At 40.9% G+C, this 16,338-nt stretch carries 9 protein-coding genes, 2 tRNA genes, 2 rRNA genes, 1 pseudogene and 1 other annotated feature (1 of these 15 running past the window's edge); of the genes and pseudogenes, 8 read left to right on the forward strand and 6 right to left on the reverse strand.

Annotation, left to right across the window (positions count from 1 at the left end):
• Both AC2TDL_RS17160 and rrf read left to right on the forward strand, forming a co-directional pair.
• A 23S ribosomal RNA gene (locus tag AC2TDL_RS17160) occupies nt 1–2,529 on the forward strand; it begins 529 nt to the left of the window's first position.
• A gap of 54 nt (nt 2,530–2,583) precedes the next feature.
• Nucleotides 2,584–2,700: ribosomal RNA gene (rrf, locus tag AC2TDL_RS17165) — 5S ribosomal RNA — on the forward strand.
• Nucleotides 2,701–3,660: 960 nt separating this feature from the next.
• Here rrf and AC2TDL_RS17170 read toward each other — a convergent pair.
• Nucleotides 3,661–5,217 (reverse strand): histidine kinase N-terminal 7TM domain-containing diguanylate cyclase, encoded by a 1,557-nt coding sequence (locus AC2TDL_RS17170; RefSeq protein ID WP_484697276.1) that lies wholly within the window; start codon nt 5,215–5,217, stop codon nt 3,661–3,663.
• A gap of 149 nt (nt 5,218–5,366) precedes the next feature.
• Nucleotides 5,367–5,584, forward strand: a binding site (T-box leader).
• Nucleotides 5,585–5,640: 56 nt separating this feature from the next.
• Here AC2TDL_RS17170 and tyrS point away from each other — a divergent pair.
• Nucleotides 5,641–6,903 carry a tyrosine--tRNA ligase gene (gene tyrS, locus AC2TDL_RS17175; protein WP_484697277.1) on the forward strand — a complete coding sequence of 421 codons (1,263 nt, stop codon included), beginning with the start codon at nt 5,641–5,643 and terminating at the stop codon, nt 6,901–6,903.
• Between the two features lie 113 nt (nt 6,904–7,016).
• Here tyrS and AC2TDL_RS17180 read toward each other — a convergent pair whose 3' ends face one another.
• The 3 genes from AC2TDL_RS17180 to AC2TDL_RS17190 form a co-directional block, all read right to left on the reverse strand.
• Nucleotides 7,017–7,229 carry a DUF2536 family protein gene (locus AC2TDL_RS17180; protein ID WP_484697278.1) on the reverse strand — a complete coding sequence of 71 codons (213 nt, stop codon included), beginning with the start codon at nt 7,227–7,229 and terminating at the stop codon, nt 7,017–7,019.
• A 336-nt stretch (nt 7,230–7,565) separates the two neighbouring features.
• Nucleotides 7,566–7,641: transfer RNA gene (locus AC2TDL_RS17185), tRNA-Thr, on the reverse strand.
• 41 nt (nt 7,642–7,682) lie between these two features.
• Nucleotides 7,683–7,758: transfer RNA gene (locus AC2TDL_RS17190), tRNA-Thr, on the reverse strand.
• Between the two features lie 257 nt (nt 7,759–8,015).
• Between AC2TDL_RS17190 and AC2TDL_RS17195 the strand changes: the two are divergent.
• Nucleotides 8,016–9,563: pseudogene (locus tag AC2TDL_RS17195) on the forward strand (IS1182 family transposase); the annotation flags it as partial.
• A gap of 147 nt (nt 9,564–9,710) precedes the next feature.
• Here AC2TDL_RS17195 and AC2TDL_RS17200 read toward each other — a convergent pair.
• A complete protein-coding gene (locus tag AC2TDL_RS17200) occupies nt 9,711–11,033 on the reverse strand; it encodes a hemolysin family protein (RefSeq protein WP_484697279.1) in 1,323 nt (440 codons plus the stop codon).
• 358 nt (nt 11,034–11,391) lie between these two features.
• Between AC2TDL_RS17200 and AC2TDL_RS17205 the strand changes: the two genes are divergently transcribed.
• The 3 genes from AC2TDL_RS17205 to thiI all read left to right on the forward strand — a co-directional run bounded on the left by AC2TDL_RS17205 (nt 11,392) and on the right by thiI (nt 14,619).
• Nucleotides 11,392–12,114 carry a lytic transglycosylase domain-containing protein gene (locus AC2TDL_RS17205; protein ID WP_484697280.1) on the forward strand — a complete coding sequence of 241 codons (723 nt, stop codon included), beginning with the start codon at nt 11,392–11,394 and terminating at the stop codon, nt 12,112–12,114.
• A 139-nt stretch (nt 12,115–12,253) separates the two neighbouring features.
• Nucleotides 12,254–13,405 carry a cysteine desulfurase family protein gene (locus AC2TDL_RS17210; protein ID WP_484701255.1) on the forward strand — a complete coding sequence of 384 codons (1,152 nt, stop codon included), beginning with the start codon at nt 12,254–12,256 and terminating at the stop codon, nt 13,403–13,405.
• Complete coding sequence (gene thiI, locus AC2TDL_RS17215) at nt 13,402–14,619, forward strand: tRNA uracil 4-sulfurtransferase ThiI (protein ID WP_484697281.1); 1,218 nt, start codon at nt 13,402–13,404, stop codon at nt 14,617–14,619. The genes AC2TDL_RS17210 and thiI overlap by 4 nt, the downstream gene beginning before the upstream one ends.
• Before the next feature lie 69 nt (nt 14,620–14,688).
• On the opposite strand, the gene AC2TDL_RS17220 is transcribed toward thiI, so the two are convergent.
• Complete coding sequence (locus tag AC2TDL_RS17220) at nt 14,689–15,396, reverse strand: TerC family protein (protein ID WP_484697282.1); 708 nt, start codon at nt 15,394–15,396, stop codon at nt 14,689–14,691.
• Nucleotides 15,397–15,594: 198 nt separating this feature from the next.
• Here AC2TDL_RS17220 and AC2TDL_RS17225 point away from each other — a divergent pair, with 198 nt between their 5' ends.
• Nucleotides 15,595–16,257, forward strand: coding sequence for a YjbE family putative metal transport protein (locus tag AC2TDL_RS17225; RefSeq protein WP_484697283.1), 663 nt, complete (start codon nt 15,595–15,597; stop codon nt 16,255–16,257).
• Nucleotides 16,258–16,338 lie beyond the last annotated feature (81 nt).

The following is a 16,338-nucleotide window of genomic DNA, read 5'->3' on the forward strand; positions in this document are numbered from 1 at the left end:
CACCGCGGGAGCGGAGTGAAAAAGAACCTGAAACCGTGCGCTTACAAGAAGTCAGAGCCCAATTAAGGGGTGATGGCGTGCCTTTTGTAGAATGAACCGGCGAGTTACGTTTGCATGCAAGGTTAAGTTGGGAAGACGGAGCCGCAGCGAAAGCGAGTCTGAATAGGGCGAAAAAGTATGCAGGCGTAGACCCGAAACCGTGTGATCTACCCCTGTCCAGGGTGAAGGTGCGGTAACACGCACTGGAGGCCCGAACCCACGCACGTTGAAAAGTGCGGGGATGAGGTGGGGGTAGCGGAGAAATTCCAATCGAACTCGGAGATAGCTGGTTCTCCCCGAAATAGCTTTAGGGCTAGCCTTGGAGTCGAGTATCATGGAGGTAGAGCACTGATTGGGTGCGGGGCCCGCGAGGGTTACCAAGTCTAGTCAAACTCCGAATGCCATTGATATATATCCAGGAGTCAGACAGTGAGTGCTAAGATCCATTGTCAAGAGGGAAACAGCCCAGATCATCAGCTAAGGCCCCCAAGTGTGTGTTAAGTGGGAAAGGATGTGGAGTTGCACAGACAACCAGGATGTTGGCTTAGAAGCAGCCACCATTTAAAGAGTGCGTAATAGCTCACTGGTCGAGTGACTCTGCGCCGAAAATGTAACGGGGCTAAACACACCGCCGAAGCTATGGCAAGTCGTAGGTTTCACTTCTTCTTTGAAGAAGTGTTTAGCGACGATTAACATTCGTCGAAATCAACCGCTAAGGTTGTTCAAGAATTCGACTAAATGTATGTTCTTCAGCTAAACACAAACCATCGAAGTTGAAGTGAAGCCTACGAATTGGGTAGGGGAGCGTTGAATACGGGTTGAAGTCATACCGTAAGGAGTGGTGGACTGTATTCAAGTGAGAATGCCGGTATGAGTAACGAAAAGATAGGTGAGAATCCTATCCGCCGTAAGCCTAAGGGTTCCTGAGGAAGGCTCGTCCACTCAGGGTAAGTCGGGACCTAACGCGAGGCCGAAAGGCGTAGTGGAAGGACAACAGGTTGAAATTCCTGTACCACCGTAGTTGTTTGAGCGAAGGGGTGACGCAGAAGGATAGTGACGCGGACTGATGGATGTCCGTCCAAGCAGTGAGGCTGGTGAGTAGGCAAATCCGCTCATCGAAAGGCTGGGCTGTGATGGGGAGCGAAAATTGCAGTAGCGAAGGTCATGAGTTCAGGCTGCCAAGAAAAGCCTCTAGTGAGACGAAGGTGCCCGTACCGCAAACCGACACAGGTAGGCGAGCAGAGCATGCTAAGGCGCGCGGAAGAACTCTCGTTAAGGAACTCGGCAAAATGACCCCGTAACTTCGGGAGAAGGGGTGCCCCGGTAGGGTGAATAGCCCGAGGGGGCCGCAGTGAAAAGGCCCAATCGACTGTTTAGCAAAAACACAGGTCTGTGCAAAGTCGTAAGACGACGTATACGGGCTGACGCCTGCCCGGTGCTGGAAGGTTAAGGGGAATGGTTAGGCGTAAGCCGAAGCTATGAACCGAAGCCCCAGTAAACGGCGGCCGTAACTATAACGGTCCTAAGGTAGCGAAATTCCTTGTCAGGTAAATTCTGACCCGCACGAATGGCGTAACGAATTGGGCGCTGTCTCAACGAGAGATCCGGTGAAATTTTAATACCTGTGAAGATGCAGGTTACCCGCGACAAGACGGAAAGACCCCATGGAGCTTTACTGCAGCTTGATATTGGACTTTGGTACGATCTGTACAGGATAGGTGGGAGCCTAGGAAGCATGAGCGCCAGCTTGTGTGGAGGCGCCGTTGGGATACCACCCTGATCGTATCGGAGTTCTAACCTGTCGCCCTGAATCGGGCGAAGGGACCGTGTCAGGTGGGCAGTTTGACTGGGGCGGTCGCCTCCTAAAGCGTAACGGAGGCGCCCAAAGGTTCCCTCAGAATGGTTGGAAATCATTCGAAGAGTGTAAAGGCAGAAGGGAGCTTGACTGCGAGACCCACAAGTCGAGCAGGGACGAAAGTCGGGCTTAGTGATCCGGTGGTACCGAATGGAAGGGCCATCGCTCAACGGATAAAAGCTACCCTGGGGATAACAGGCTTATCTCCCCCAAGAGTCCACATCGACGGGGAGGTTTGGCACCTCGATGTCGGCTCATCGCATCCTGGGGCTGAAGTAGGTCCCAAGGGTTGGGCTGTTCGCCCATTAAAGCGGTACGCGAGCTGGGTTCAGAACGTCGTGAGACAGTTCGGTCCCTATCTGTCGCGGGCGTAGGAAATTTGAGAGGAGCTGTCCTTAGTACGAGAGGACCGGGATGGACGTACCGCTGGTGTACCAGTTGTTTCGCCAGAAGCACCGCTGGGTAGCCAAGTACGGAAGGGATAAGCGCTGAAAGCATCTAAGCGTGAAGCCCCCCTCAAGATGAGATTTCCCAAGTAGTAAGACCCCTTGAAGACGACGAGGTAGATAGGCTGGGGGTGGAAGTGCAGCAATGCATGGAGCTGACCAGTACTAATCGGTCGAGGGCTTATCCTAAATGATTCGTAAGATGAAAACTTTCTATCCAGTTTTGAGGGTGTAAACCCCATGTTTGGTGACAATGGCGAAAGGGAACCACGCGTACCCATCTCGAACACGACCGTTAAGCCTTTCAGCGCCGATGGTACTTGGACCGAAGGGTCCTGGGAGAGTAGGACGTTGCCAAGCAAAGAAGAAGTCTACTGCATTTGCAGTAGGCTTTTTTGTTTTGCATCGTTTATGCAAAGGTTTTGTTTTGTATAATGAAAGCTATTTTTAAGTAGTACTGTAATGCTATTTTTAAGTTTATTAGAAAATCCACTTGTACGTGATGCAGCAGATGGATATATAATGCCTAGAGTTCCTTTAACTAATCGCTCTGATGTTGCTCAAGTTATGCTTAAAGCAATAGTAGATCAATCTACTGTAGGAAAAGAACTGATTGTGGCTTCAATACCAGAAAACAGTTAACAGTAAAGAAGCTGGCTTAAAATGCGCACTTATGTAAATCATTTAGTGAGCGATAGCTGATAGGTTCAAGTCTTGCTTAGCTGCACAAAAAAGAACCTTTCATCAGAAAGGTTCCTTGAAAAAGTGGTTGCCATACCACTAATTTTTTATAAATAATTTAGGCGCTTGTCCGAAATATCTATGTCATTATTATAGTTAATTTTATTGCAGCAATCCACTAGTAAATATAGGTATGCCAGTGAATGAAAAATTGAATATATGATAACTTAAATTGATTCATAGTCGATGTTCCCAGGCAATCCTAGTCCACCGCGTTTATTTAACAGTATTTCGCAATCGTAATAAATGAGCAAGGGTTGTACCTTCAATTGATACAATTACGCCCTCCATTGCCCGTATATGTCGCTCTGCTGTTCTGATATGTCCATAAGCCTTTTCCATTGCGGCAAGGGCAAGGAATAATACTGTAAAACCATTAAGAAGCTTTGAGCAAATGATGAAAAATGCTTAATCCTTAGAGCAGTTCACTAGTCGCATTTGCCATTTACTTTTTATGAGTGTTGCTTACCTAATACGCTGGCAAGGAAAATAAATGATTAATTGTCTCAATTTATATTTGCATAAAAATGCTAGTGTATTGACATTACACTATCGTCCTTCTTAACACTAGCATTAAATTTAAGACACTTCTTCATAAACGGAAACCTTGTTCCGGCCATTACGCTTAGAACGATATAGTGCTTGATCGGCATGAATTAATGCTACCTGCAATGTATCCTCTGCTTGTCGATCCACCTCGGCAACGCCGAAGCTTGCTGTTACTTTTAATTCAAGGTAATTTGCTTTCAGCGGATGATCACTTACGTACTGTCTTAAGATTTCAGCAAAATGTTCTGCTTGATCAAGATTATAATTGATTGGAGCGAACACAAATTCTTCACCGCCAAATCGAGCTAAGATCGCATTGTCTGGCAATAGTTTTTTGCAGCAGCCACTTATATGAATAAGCAAACGGTCGCCCATATCATGCCCATAGTTATCGTTAACTGATTTAAATCGATCAACATCTAATAAAACAAACGAAACAGGAACAGTTTGTTCGGTATCGTTAAGCTGTTGATTGACCAGCTTGAAAAAATGCGTACGATTATATATCTTAGTTAAGCCATCATAAAATGCCAGCTGCTCTAATTCACCTTGTAGTTGTTTGAGCTCTGTAACATCAATAAACATCATAAGGCTACCTACGATCTTATTGTTATATTGTTTAATTAATGAAGTTCGTACTTGAAAATGTTTAGGTCCAGTTTCACTTATTAAGGAAAGTTCATGGATTTTATGAGGGTTATTTTTATAGTTCGGTACGTTTGCTCCTGTGAGATCTTTCCATAACTGATTTACACTGTAACCAATCATTCCTTTCTTTAATTGTGGAAACATAAATTTAGCTCGTATATTATAATCAACTAATCGCTGATTACGATCTAACACAATTACTCCTTCGCTCATATTATCAAATATCGTTTCTTTGGCGATTGGGATGAGTGATAACATATTTTCAGATAGAACCGCCCATATATAGAGAGCAGAGGAAATAAAGATAACGATCGGTACAGGATCGATACCAGCAGGAGTTACACCAATTAAATAAAGGAAAGCTGTAATCATCGGAATGAACTGACCTAGAAGTAAAACGACGATTGTAGCGCGCGAGCCCTTTTTCGTTACGATTAATCTCATGAATAGAATAATAATCGCATACAATAGGCAGCCAAACGTAAGAACTCCTTGTACCACATACCAAGGCCCAATTTCAATTTCGACAAATGGCAGTCCGTATTGAGGATGTTCCACTATCGATTTGTAATAAAGATGATGATACGAATTTGTTGCAACTAGGATAAAAGTAATCATTGGTATTGCAAATAAGATGAATAAATAGCGAAGCTTTATCCTCCTGCCTAAGCATTGCATAATAACACATAACCCAAGAGGAACTGAGATTGGCATTCCTATATATTCAATTGTTGTCCAAAACATAACCTGTTCCAAAGTGCTGCTTGTTAAGCCAATCGCATAGGCAAAGCAATAGACGCAGAGGGATAGTGTATATACGATAAATGTATTGGCACCTTGAATATCTTTCTTGCGAAAGAAAGCATACGTACAAAGAAAAAAATTAAAAACACCTGACACACAAATAAGAGTGATATATGTTGTTAGAGTTGAATCCATTCATGTCAGTTCCAATTAGGAAAATATGACTATAGTGTTAAGTGTACCATAAATCACAATATATGCAGTTAAAGTTAATGTAAATTTTAAAGAGTTTATTTTCGGTTGACAATCAATTTATGATTGGCTATACTGTCTGTAATCTAATATGTAATACTATGAAGGAGCGAAGTAGTAGCTTTGCCGCTGTTCTAGAAAGTCAGGGGGCGATGGAACCTGATACATGCAAAGTTTACGAATTACACTCTGGAGTACTTGGGTAATGCCAAGCGGCTTAGCGACCGATATTTCGCAATGAGTGGCATAGTACGATTATACTATATACTATGCAATTTGGGTGGTAACGCGGTGAATCATCGTCCCTTTTTCTGCTGATCAGAGAAAGGGACGTTTTTTATTTAAACAAAATATAGGGGTGGTTAGATGAATATTATTGAAGAATTGGAGTGGCGCGGTGCGATTAATCAGCAGACAGATGCTGAAGGCTTGCGCAAATTAACTGAGGAAAAGTCGGTTTCTTTATACTGCGGAATTGACCCTACCGGAGACAGCATGCATATTGGACATTTAATTCCGTTTATTATTTTGAAAAGATTCCAGCTTGCTGGTCATCGTCCTGTCATTTTGATTGGGGGTGCTACTGGTACGATTGGAGATCCTAGTGGACGTACCTCTGAGCGGACACTGCAAACGCTTGAGCAAATTCAAGCGAATGTTGATGCATTAACGGTTCAAATGAAAAAGCTGTTTGTTACTGAAGGCGATAATGCAGTTCGATTAGTAAATAACTATGATTGGATTTCAAAAATTAATGTTATTGAGTTTTTACGAGATTTCGGTAAAAATTTCAGTATAAATAATATGCTGGCGAAGGATGTAGTCGCAAGTCGACTAGAGAGCGGTATTTCCTTCACGGAATTTTCTTATCAAATTCTTCAGTCAATTGACTTTTTACACTTATATCGTCATGAAGATGTGCAATTGCAAATTGGCGGCTCAGATCAATGGGGAAATATTACAGCAGGACTTGATTTGATTCGTAAGAAGGAAGGCGCAGAAGCAAAAGCGTTCGGTTTAACGATTCCTCTTATGCTGAAATCTGATGGAACAAAGTTTGGTAAAACTGCTGGCGGCGCTGTTTGGCTTGATCCGAAAAAGACTACGCCATATGAATTCTACCAATTTTGGGCAAATACTGATGACCGCGACGTCATTAAATATTTGAAGTACTTTACGTTCCTAACAAAAGATCAAATTGATGAGTTAGCTGAAAAAGTGGCTACTGAGCCGCATAAGCGTGAAGCACAAAAAGCGTTAGCTGAAGAAATGACTCGTTTTGTTCACGGAGAAGAGGCGCTAGCACAGGCAAAACGTATTACCGCTGCACTATTTAGTGGTGATATTGCTTCGCTAACTGCAGAAGAAATTGAGCTAGGTTTTAAAGAAATGCCGACATATACAGCAACGAAAGAATCCAAGAACATTGTTGATTGGTTAGTTGATCTAGGCATTGAGCCATCAAAGCGTCAAGCTCGTGAAGATGTATCCAATGGTGCTATCTCCATGAACGGAGAAAAAATTAATGATTTGAGCTTTGTTGTAACAGCAGAGCACGCAATTGGCGGTAAATTTATTATTATCCGCAAAGGTAAGAAAAACTACAGCCTTGTACGTATCGAGGAATAATAGAAAATGGCTAGAAGCTCACATAGCTGGAGGAGCTTCTAGCCATAACTAAATGTTTCCTTCAATTATTAGTTGGAGCTCAATTGAAAAAATACTTGTTCTCGGTCTGAAATTTACTGTCTGCGAAGCTTATAGTGAACGACAGCGGTATAGAGCATTTTTTCATGTAATGGGTGAAATGTTGCTTGATGAGTGACGCTATAAGGTTCAAGCAACAGTGCCTTGTTATTATCGATTTGCTGAGCTATTTTATTTTCTAGCTCTTGAAGTGAAAACGCTTCATAAAACTCGATTTTATTTTCCATTAAATCCAGTTGAAAACCCATAATTTATCATCCTTTTCATATATTGTTCATATTTTTTAACAATAGTACAGTTGTTTTAGTGTACACTATGTATAGCACAGGAAAGGAGGGGGCATTGTGGCAGATGTACCTGGATCCGTATGGTTTTTTAGTGTAATTATTATTGCCATAATAACTTGGATTACATTATGGGTAACTAAAAAAGCATACTCCAAGAAATGGGATAAAGATGAATAAATCAATTCGTAGCTGTTTCTAAATCCTAAGAGGGAGAAGAAGCAGCTATTTTTATTGATTAAAAATAAAATGAAAACAAAAAAACTTCTTCGCCATAAGGAGAAGAAGAATGAGTCAAAATGGTGCCGCCTAGAGGACTTGAACCCCCAACCTACTGATTACAAGTCAGTTGCTCTACCAATTGAGCTAAAGCGGCGCAATATAAGTGCCACAATATGAAAGTGACGATTGGAAAAATGGTGCCGCCTAGAGGACTTGAACCCCCAACCTACTGATTACAAGTCAGTTGCTCTACCAATTGAGCTAAAGCGGCACAACAGATTTCGTCGAGCACGTTTGTTATTATTGCACAGAATGTTTCAGAAATCAATACTTGAAATTAAAGATTAAATTTTTCGACAATTAAGTGGTATAAAATAGAGGCTGGGACAAAACCCAGCTAAATGAAAGAAAACTCCTGGTGCTCTACAAAGTAGAATGCCAGGAGTTCATTTTTTACATACAAAAGGAACACTTTCTGTTAAAATTTAAGTATCTCACCCCAAAAATTTCAAAAGAAAGGTGTTCCTTATGTTTAAAGATTATAACATGAATCAATTAGTTTTGCCTCTAAATTTAGAAGTTAAATTAGATAAACATGATATCGCATTTGCCATTCATCATTTGGTCGAAAGTATTCCAGATGAAGCGTTTCGTTCGTTTGTTCGTCGTGACGGTTGTCCAGCCTATCATCCGCGCATGATGCTCAAGATCATTCTATGCGGCTACACTCAATCTGCCTTTTCTGGTCGTAAAATTGAAGCTCTTACGAAAGACAGTATTCGGATGATGTGGTTAGCTCAAGGCTATGAACCTTGCTACCGTACGATTAATCGTTTCCGTGTTCATCCTGTGATGAAAGACTTACTCCGCCAGTGCTTCGTTCAATTTCGCTCGAAGTTAGTGGAAGAAAAGATCATTACCCAAGAAGCGATGTTCATTGATGGAACCAAAATTGAAGCCAATGCGAATAAGTTCACCTTTGTATGGAAAAAAGCCGTGGACAAACATCATGCTCGGCTCATTGAAAAGTCGAATCAACTGTACAACGAGTTATTGGAACAAAAGATCATTCCAGAGCTTGAACATGAGCAAGAACTCTCTACGGAAAACTTACTGGAGATCGCAGAACACCTTGAGCGAGTGGTTGAAAGCTATACAGAAAAGATCGCAGCATCCGAAGATACGAGTGAACGAAAACAATTACGAAGCAAGCGAAAAGCACCAAAACAACTACTCAAGCAAGTCCGTGATTGGATGGAACGAAAAAACATGTACAAGCTTCATCAACAACGATTCGGAAAGCGCAACAGTTATTCCAAAACCGATCCTGATGCAACCTTCATGCGAATGAAAGATGACTACATGAAGAATGGACAATTGAAGCCTGGATACAATGTACAAATTGCAACCGAAGGACAATACACACTGGCTTATGGTATCTATTCCAATCCAACGGACACCAAGACGCTTATTCCTTTTCTTGATGAAATTGAAACCCATTATTTTGACTTGCCTACCTATATCGTAGCGGATGCCGGATATGGAAGTGAGCAAAACTATGAGGATGTGATCACGAAGCGCAAGCGTGTTCCATTAATAAAGTATACGATGTATGAGCGTGAGCAAAAGAGAAAGTCTAAAACCGATCCATTTCAAACAAGTAACTGGCACTATGATGCCGAAAAGGATCGTTATCTTTGTCCAAATGGACAGGAACTAACGTTTCAACGCTATACCATACGCAAAGATAAAGATGGGTTTGAGCGACAATTCAAGATCTATGCTTGTGCGGATTGTACAGGATGTCCTTTCCGATCCTCATGTACGAAAGCACAAGAAGGAAGACACCGACAACTGATGATCAATGCACGTTGGGAACAACAAAAAACCTATGTAAGAGAGCAGCTTTCAGGAGAAAAAACAGGGGAGATCTACCGTCAACGAAAAATTGACGTAGAACCAGTTTTTGGATTCTTGAAGGCTAATTTAGGTTTCACTCGCTTTTCAGTTCGAGGAAAACGGAAAGTTGAGCATGAGATTGGACTTGCCTTAATGGCAGTAAACTTAAGGAAATATGTGCTACGAACGTAGCATAGCATTAGAAAAACAGAGCCTAAAATGAGCAAACGGTGAAATCTTTGAACAGATTTCACCGTTTGCTTGTTTTAAGAGACAAGTTTTGTCCCAGGCTCTTTGGTTTTTATTATTTTTTATATCTATTGATTAAGCCGTTTCTTCATCAGTGGCTACTATTCGTTCATTAATTTGCATTTCAATTTTGCGAATACGGTTTTTGCTTGTTTCACGCACAATAAACGTTAGGTTTTCATAATCTAATCTTTTTCCTGGTTTCGGATCTTGCAAATTACTATAAATCCAGCCGCCAATTGTTTCTACCTCTTCTTCCTCGAAGGATACTCCCGTAAGTGTATATAACTCGCTTAATAATACTTTACCGTCTAGTAAATAACAATTTTCATCCAACAGTTCGATTTCTTTGCGCTCATCTGTATCAAATTCATCACGAATTTCCCCGACAATTTCTTCAATAATATCTTCGATCGTAATTAGCCCTGATGTTCCTCCATACTCATCAACTAATATTGCAATATGAACGCGTTCTTGCTGCATGCGTCTAAGTAGAGTTTTAACCGGAGTAACTTCTGACACGGTTAATACAGGATGAATTAGTGATTTAAGATCAAAATCAACATTATCCCGACTATATTCAAGGAAAAGCTGCTTCGTATTGATCATCCCAACAATATTATCTTTATTTTCCATTGCAACTGGGAAGCGTGTATATTGTTCTCGACGAATAATTTCTAAGTTTTGTTCAAAGGAATTATTAGTATATAAACATACCATGTCAGTACGCGGTACCATTATTTCTTTTGCAAGCAGCTCATCAAAAGCAAAAATACGACTTACATAACCATATTCCGTGTTATTAATTTTGCCACTTTGATAACTTTCATTCAAAATAATTTGAATTTCTTCCTCAGTATGGGCTTCCTCATGTTCCGTAGCAGGCTTTAACCCAAACATTTTTACTAGCCCATTAGCAGATCCATTTAATGTCCAAATAAAAGGATAAAGTAACTTATGAAACCAAATTAATGGCTGAGCTACAAGAAAAGTGATTTGCTCTGCTTTTTGAATCGCCATCGTCTTCGGGGCTAGTTCGCCAACAACGACATGTAAAAAAGTAATTACGATAAAGGCAATTCCAATAGATAATGGATGGCTAAGATTTTCTGATAAGCCAAGATCGTCGAATAACGGAGTTAAGATTGCTTTTACTGTAGGCTCGCCGAGAAAACCAAGACCCAAAGCTGTACATGTAATTCCAAGCTGACAAGCGGATAAGTAAGCATCAAGATTACTAATAATTTTTTGAACTGAAAGAGCTCCTTTTTTTCCTTCTAGCGTTAATTGATCGATTCGGCTAGAGCGTACCCGAACAATTGCAAATTCCGCCGCAACAAAAAAACCAGTTAAAAAAATTAATAATGCAACCATGAACAACTTCAGACCTATGTCCATTTTTTTTCTTCACTATCCTTTTTCTTTATAATAGTTTTACTTCCTTAATTTATATCATAGCGAAAACACCGATGATGGTTCAACTCGACAAAGGCTGTGAAATAACGTTATTATTACCTTTTGTCGCAAAAAGAACAGTAAACAGATGAATAAAGCTATTTTACATAAGAAGCATCATGTTTTCGCTTGTTATCACAGTTTTATGTAGTAGCTGGTGATTTATTACCAGTTATTTTTCACTTAGGTGAAAACGCTAATCTGTGATATACTAAAAGATATATGTGAAATCAACTATTAAATTCTTAAAATAATTGCCGATAAAACTTTATATAGTGTTGTGTGAACTGGAGGATGACTGATGGATATCAATGCTATGAAGGCAGCTAGTCTTCAACAGGCGAAATCACAGTTGAATTATTATACAGGAAAAACTGTACAAGATTCAGATAATAGAACTTTTCAAGAGTTGCTAGAGCAACAAGCGCAACAAAAAGTTTGGGATCCTAAGCTTGGTGAAGCAATTCAACAAGATCAGCAGGCTGAACAGCAAGTTTGGGGCAATTTAAACGGCGTAAGTTATGTTCAGGAATATGGACAATTTGAAGCAACACCAGTATATGGTGGACTTAGTGCAGCAAGCGCTGGTACTATAGGCTCAAGCTCAGTCGGTTCTAGCCCAAGCAGCTACGATGATTTAATCGAAGCTGCGGCTGCGAAATATGGTGTGCCTTCAGCATTAATTAAAGCAGTAATACGTACGGAATCTAATTTTAATGCAAACGCTATTTCTTCTGCAGGGGCAAAAGGCTTAATGCAACTGATGGATGGCACAGCAAGAGGACTAGGGGTAAGTAACTCTTTAGATCCTGCACAAAATATTGAGGGCGGAACCAAATATTTATCTATGCTTTTGAAAAAATATAATGGTCAAGTTGATATAGCACTAGCGGCATATAACGCTGGACCAGGACGAATCGATTCACTTGGCATTAAGTCTATTGCGGATTTCAAGGAAAAATACAGCTTATTGCCTAGAGAAACGCAAAGATATGTAGGTAAGGTTAATGCTGCAATGGCTTAATTTTGAATGAATGATTAAATGATATAAGGACGGGAATTCGTGCTTCGCCAATTGAAAAGGTGGCGGGGGTTTCGCGGTTCCCGTTTTTGTTGTATATTGTACGTTGGTGATGGAAACTGTACGGAAGAAGGGAACAATTATGCTTTATTTTGACCATTGTGCATCAACTCCTCCACATGAGGATGTTGTGCGTACGATGATGGAAGTGATGACAAAGCATTATGCTAATCCGTCTTCACTTCATGGTGGCGGCGTTGCGGCTGCTAGGCTGTTAGAAAAAGCAAGAGAACAGCTTGCTTCATTAATGAAAACAGAAAAAGGTCGCTGGATATTTACTTCCGGAGGAACTGAATCAAATAATTTAGCTATAAAAGGTGTAGCAAAAGCATTACAGTCACGCGGTAAACATATCATTACGAGCAGTATTGAGCATGCTTCCGTTTATGAAACTATGGCACAGCTTAAAGCAGAGGGGTTTGAAATAACAGAGCTTCCTGTAAGTCGCGATGGGCACGTACAGCTCGATGATGTGAAAGCTGCGCTGCGTGATGACACCATATTGGTAAGTATCATGCATGTTAATAATGAACTTGGAACGGTTCAGCCAATTGCAGAAATTGGACGCATGTTACAATCTTATCCAAAACTTAAATTCCATGTAGATGCAGTGCAAAGCTTAGGTAAGCTGCCAATTGATATTGAAGGCTGGGGAATTGATTTATTGAGCGGCTCTGCTCATAAGCTGCGAGGTCCAAGAGGAGTAGGTTTTCTTTACGTGCGGAATGGCTTGCAGCTTGCACCTATACAGACAGGCGGTTCACAGGAGTTTTCTCTCCGCGCAGGAACTGAAAACGTTGCAGCTATTGTAGCAAGTGCGAAAGCATTGCGTCTGGCAATAACGAGTCAAGAGAAGCGAGCGCAAACGGCTGAGCAGCTCGCTGCTCATTTACGAGCAGGAATTGCAAAGCTACCAGAGCTAAAATTAAATGGCGGTGCACCACTGTCTCCGTTTATTGTACATTTTTCGTATCCAGGTATGAAACCTGAGGTTGTCATTCATATGCTGGAGCAACATGGAATTTTAGCATCGACACGATCTGCTTGTTCATCTAAGGACGATAAGCCAAGTCGTGTCCTATTAGCGATTGGTGCAACGCATAGCGAGGCTGCAGGCGGTATTCGCATTAGTTTTGGCGAGGAACATACTATGCAAGACGTAGACAAGCTGTTAAATGCACTGCATCAAATTATACAATCACTTAAACACCTTGAGAGGGGAAGTAAACATTGAAATACGATCGCATCGTGCTGCGATATGGTGACTTAACGATGAAAGGTCGCAATCGCAAAGTTTTTGAAGATAAAATGCTGAAGTCAGTTAAACGTGCTATGAAGCCATTTCCTGAAGTGACGTATTGGCGCACCTATGGGCGGATGCATGTATTACTAAATGGCACAGAGCATCAGCCGGTAATGAATCGCTTAAAGGATTTGTTCGGAATTGTCTCCATTAGCCCGGTTATTTCAGTTCCTTCAGAGCTGGAAAAAATACAGGCGGCCGCTTTAGAAATTATGGAATCATTGCCCAAAATGCCTGCAACGTTTAAAGTGACGGCTAGACGCGTATGGAAGGCATTTCCACATGGATCGCATGAAATGAACCATTTGGTTGGAGCTTATATTTTGCCTCGCTTTGCAGATTTGAAGGTTGATGTGCATCATCCAGAACTAGAGCTTAAGCTTGATATTCATGAGGAAGCAACTCATATTTATTGGGAGACGATTCCAGCCTCAGGCGGGTTTCCATACGGTACAAGCGGTAAGGCGATGCTGCTATTATCAGGAGGGATTGATAGTCCGGTTGCTGGTTGGTTAGCTCTGCGTAAAGGTTTGGAACTTGAGGCAGTGCATTTTCATAGCTATCCATTTACGAGCGAGCAGGCAACTGAAAAAGTTAAGACGTTAACACGCCGACTTTCTTATTACAGCGGTGTACCAATTCGCTTGCATTTGGTACCATTTACTGAAATTCAAACAAGATTTGCCCACAGCAATCAAGAAAATTTGACGATTACGCTTATGCGTCGGGCTATGTTGCGAATTACTGAGCAGCTTGCTGCAAAAGTGAAAGCAGGCGGTATAGTTACTGGAGAAAGCCTAGGCCAAGTAGCTAGTCAAACTTTATCAAGTATGAACGTTATTGGGCGTGTCGCTAATTTGCCGATGATTAAGCCGTTAATTACAATGGATAAACAAGAGATCATTGAAATTGCTCGAAAAATTGATACGTACGAAACTTCTATTTTGCCGTTTGAGGATTGCTGTACGCTGTTTTTACCAAAATCTCCAAGCACAAATCCTAATTTGCGTGTTGTAGAACGAGTGGAAAGCAGTATGGAAGATTACGATGAGCTAATCGAGCAAGCTGTTGAACGTACAGAGACTGTACTGCTAAGCTACAATGAACCTGGTTTTAAGGAACAAGATGAGGAAGACTGGTTCTAACATAAATAAGCACCTATTAGAGCTTCTATAAATTTGAGCTCCAATAGGTGCTTTCTTTAATTACATCCATTAAGAATTAGCAGACTTTTGTTTTGCTTCTTTACGTTTATTAACGATATAACCAGAAGCAATGATAATCACGACAATTGCAACCACAAATCCCCAATACATAACAGGACGATCCGCAAAAAACTCTTTTAGATTAAAAACTTTTGCTTTTTCACTTGCAATCATTTTAGCAGCAGTAAATGCTAACACTCCACCGCCAACATAAAGAATCCATTGGAAACGATTGACGAGTTTAATAAATAGCGTGCTTCCCCATACCACAACTGGAATACTAATAAGTAATCCGAATATAACAAGCATCATATGACCGCTTGCTGCCCCAGCTACAGCAATTACGTTATCAAGCCCCATAGCTGCATCTGCAATTATAATGGTACGAATGGCTTGCCATAATGTAACACCAGCTTTAATATCGCTGTGCTGATCTTCTTCTTCTTGGACCAAAAGCTTAAATGCGATCCAGATGAGTAACAATCCTCCAGCTAAATGTAGCCACGGTAAATTCAGTAGGTTGACTACTAATAGTGTAGCTAAAATTCTGATGACAATGGCACCGCCTGTTCCCAAAATAATAACTTTTTTCTGTTTATCGCTTGGCAGGTTACGAGCTGCAAGAGCAATAACAATTGCATTATCGCCAGCCAGCACAAGGTCGATAAAGATGATATTCAGCAAGGATAGCCACCATTCTGCTGAAGTAATATCCATTTGTCGGTTCCTCCTTAAATGATACAATGCGGGCAATCCAATGAAATGTCCATATAGAAGCTTACACCAAATTGTGCCATACGTGAAGTGAAATTTTTAAATCAGTTCATATTTCAACTTCCAAGTACATACCTCTAATAGAGGTGGTTGTCCATCGAACTTTTCATTTCACAATGAAAAGTTAAGGAGGGATATGAATTGGATAGTTTGCTTATATTTTTAGAAATTATGTTAATCAATTTACTGCTCAGTGGTGATAATGCGATCATTATTGCTATGGCCAGTAACAAACTTCCTGCAGCACAACGTAATGCAGCAATGTGGTGGGGAACGCTTGTTGCTGTTGTACTGAGATGCTTACTGGTTGTCATAGCGTTGCCACTGTTAAGCATTCCATATTTACAAGCAATTGGCGGTATACTTCTGCTTTATATTGCTGTTAAGCTGTTTATCGATACACAGGGTGCAGACCATAAGTTGCCAGATGCAAAGGCAAAAACTTTTATTGGCGCTATTTGGACCATCGTCGTTGCAGATTTTGTTATGAGCCTTGATAATGTGCTTGCTCTTGCTGCTATTGCCAAAGGGGATCTTGTACTTATTATGCTCGGAATTATCGTTAGCATTCCTATGATTATTTGGGGAAGTAAGCTGCTTGAGCAACTGCTAAGGCGATTTTTCTTTCTTAGCTATGCTGGGGCTGCCTGTTTAGCATATGCTGCTGGAGAAATGTTGGTAAAAGACGAAGGACTGCAATCGATAATTTTATACAAATTTCCGCATACTTTTGAATTCATTCCTTTACTATGCATCCCGCTTGTTATAGCAGCAGCATTAGTGAAGCTGCACGTAATAAAATAATGGTTACTAAAGCATATTCCTAATTGTTTATGAATTGGGAATATGTTTTTTTATGTAAAACCTTATTATAAGCCTAGTTTT

The organism is Paenibacillus sp. plas6 (assembly GCF_057221655.1).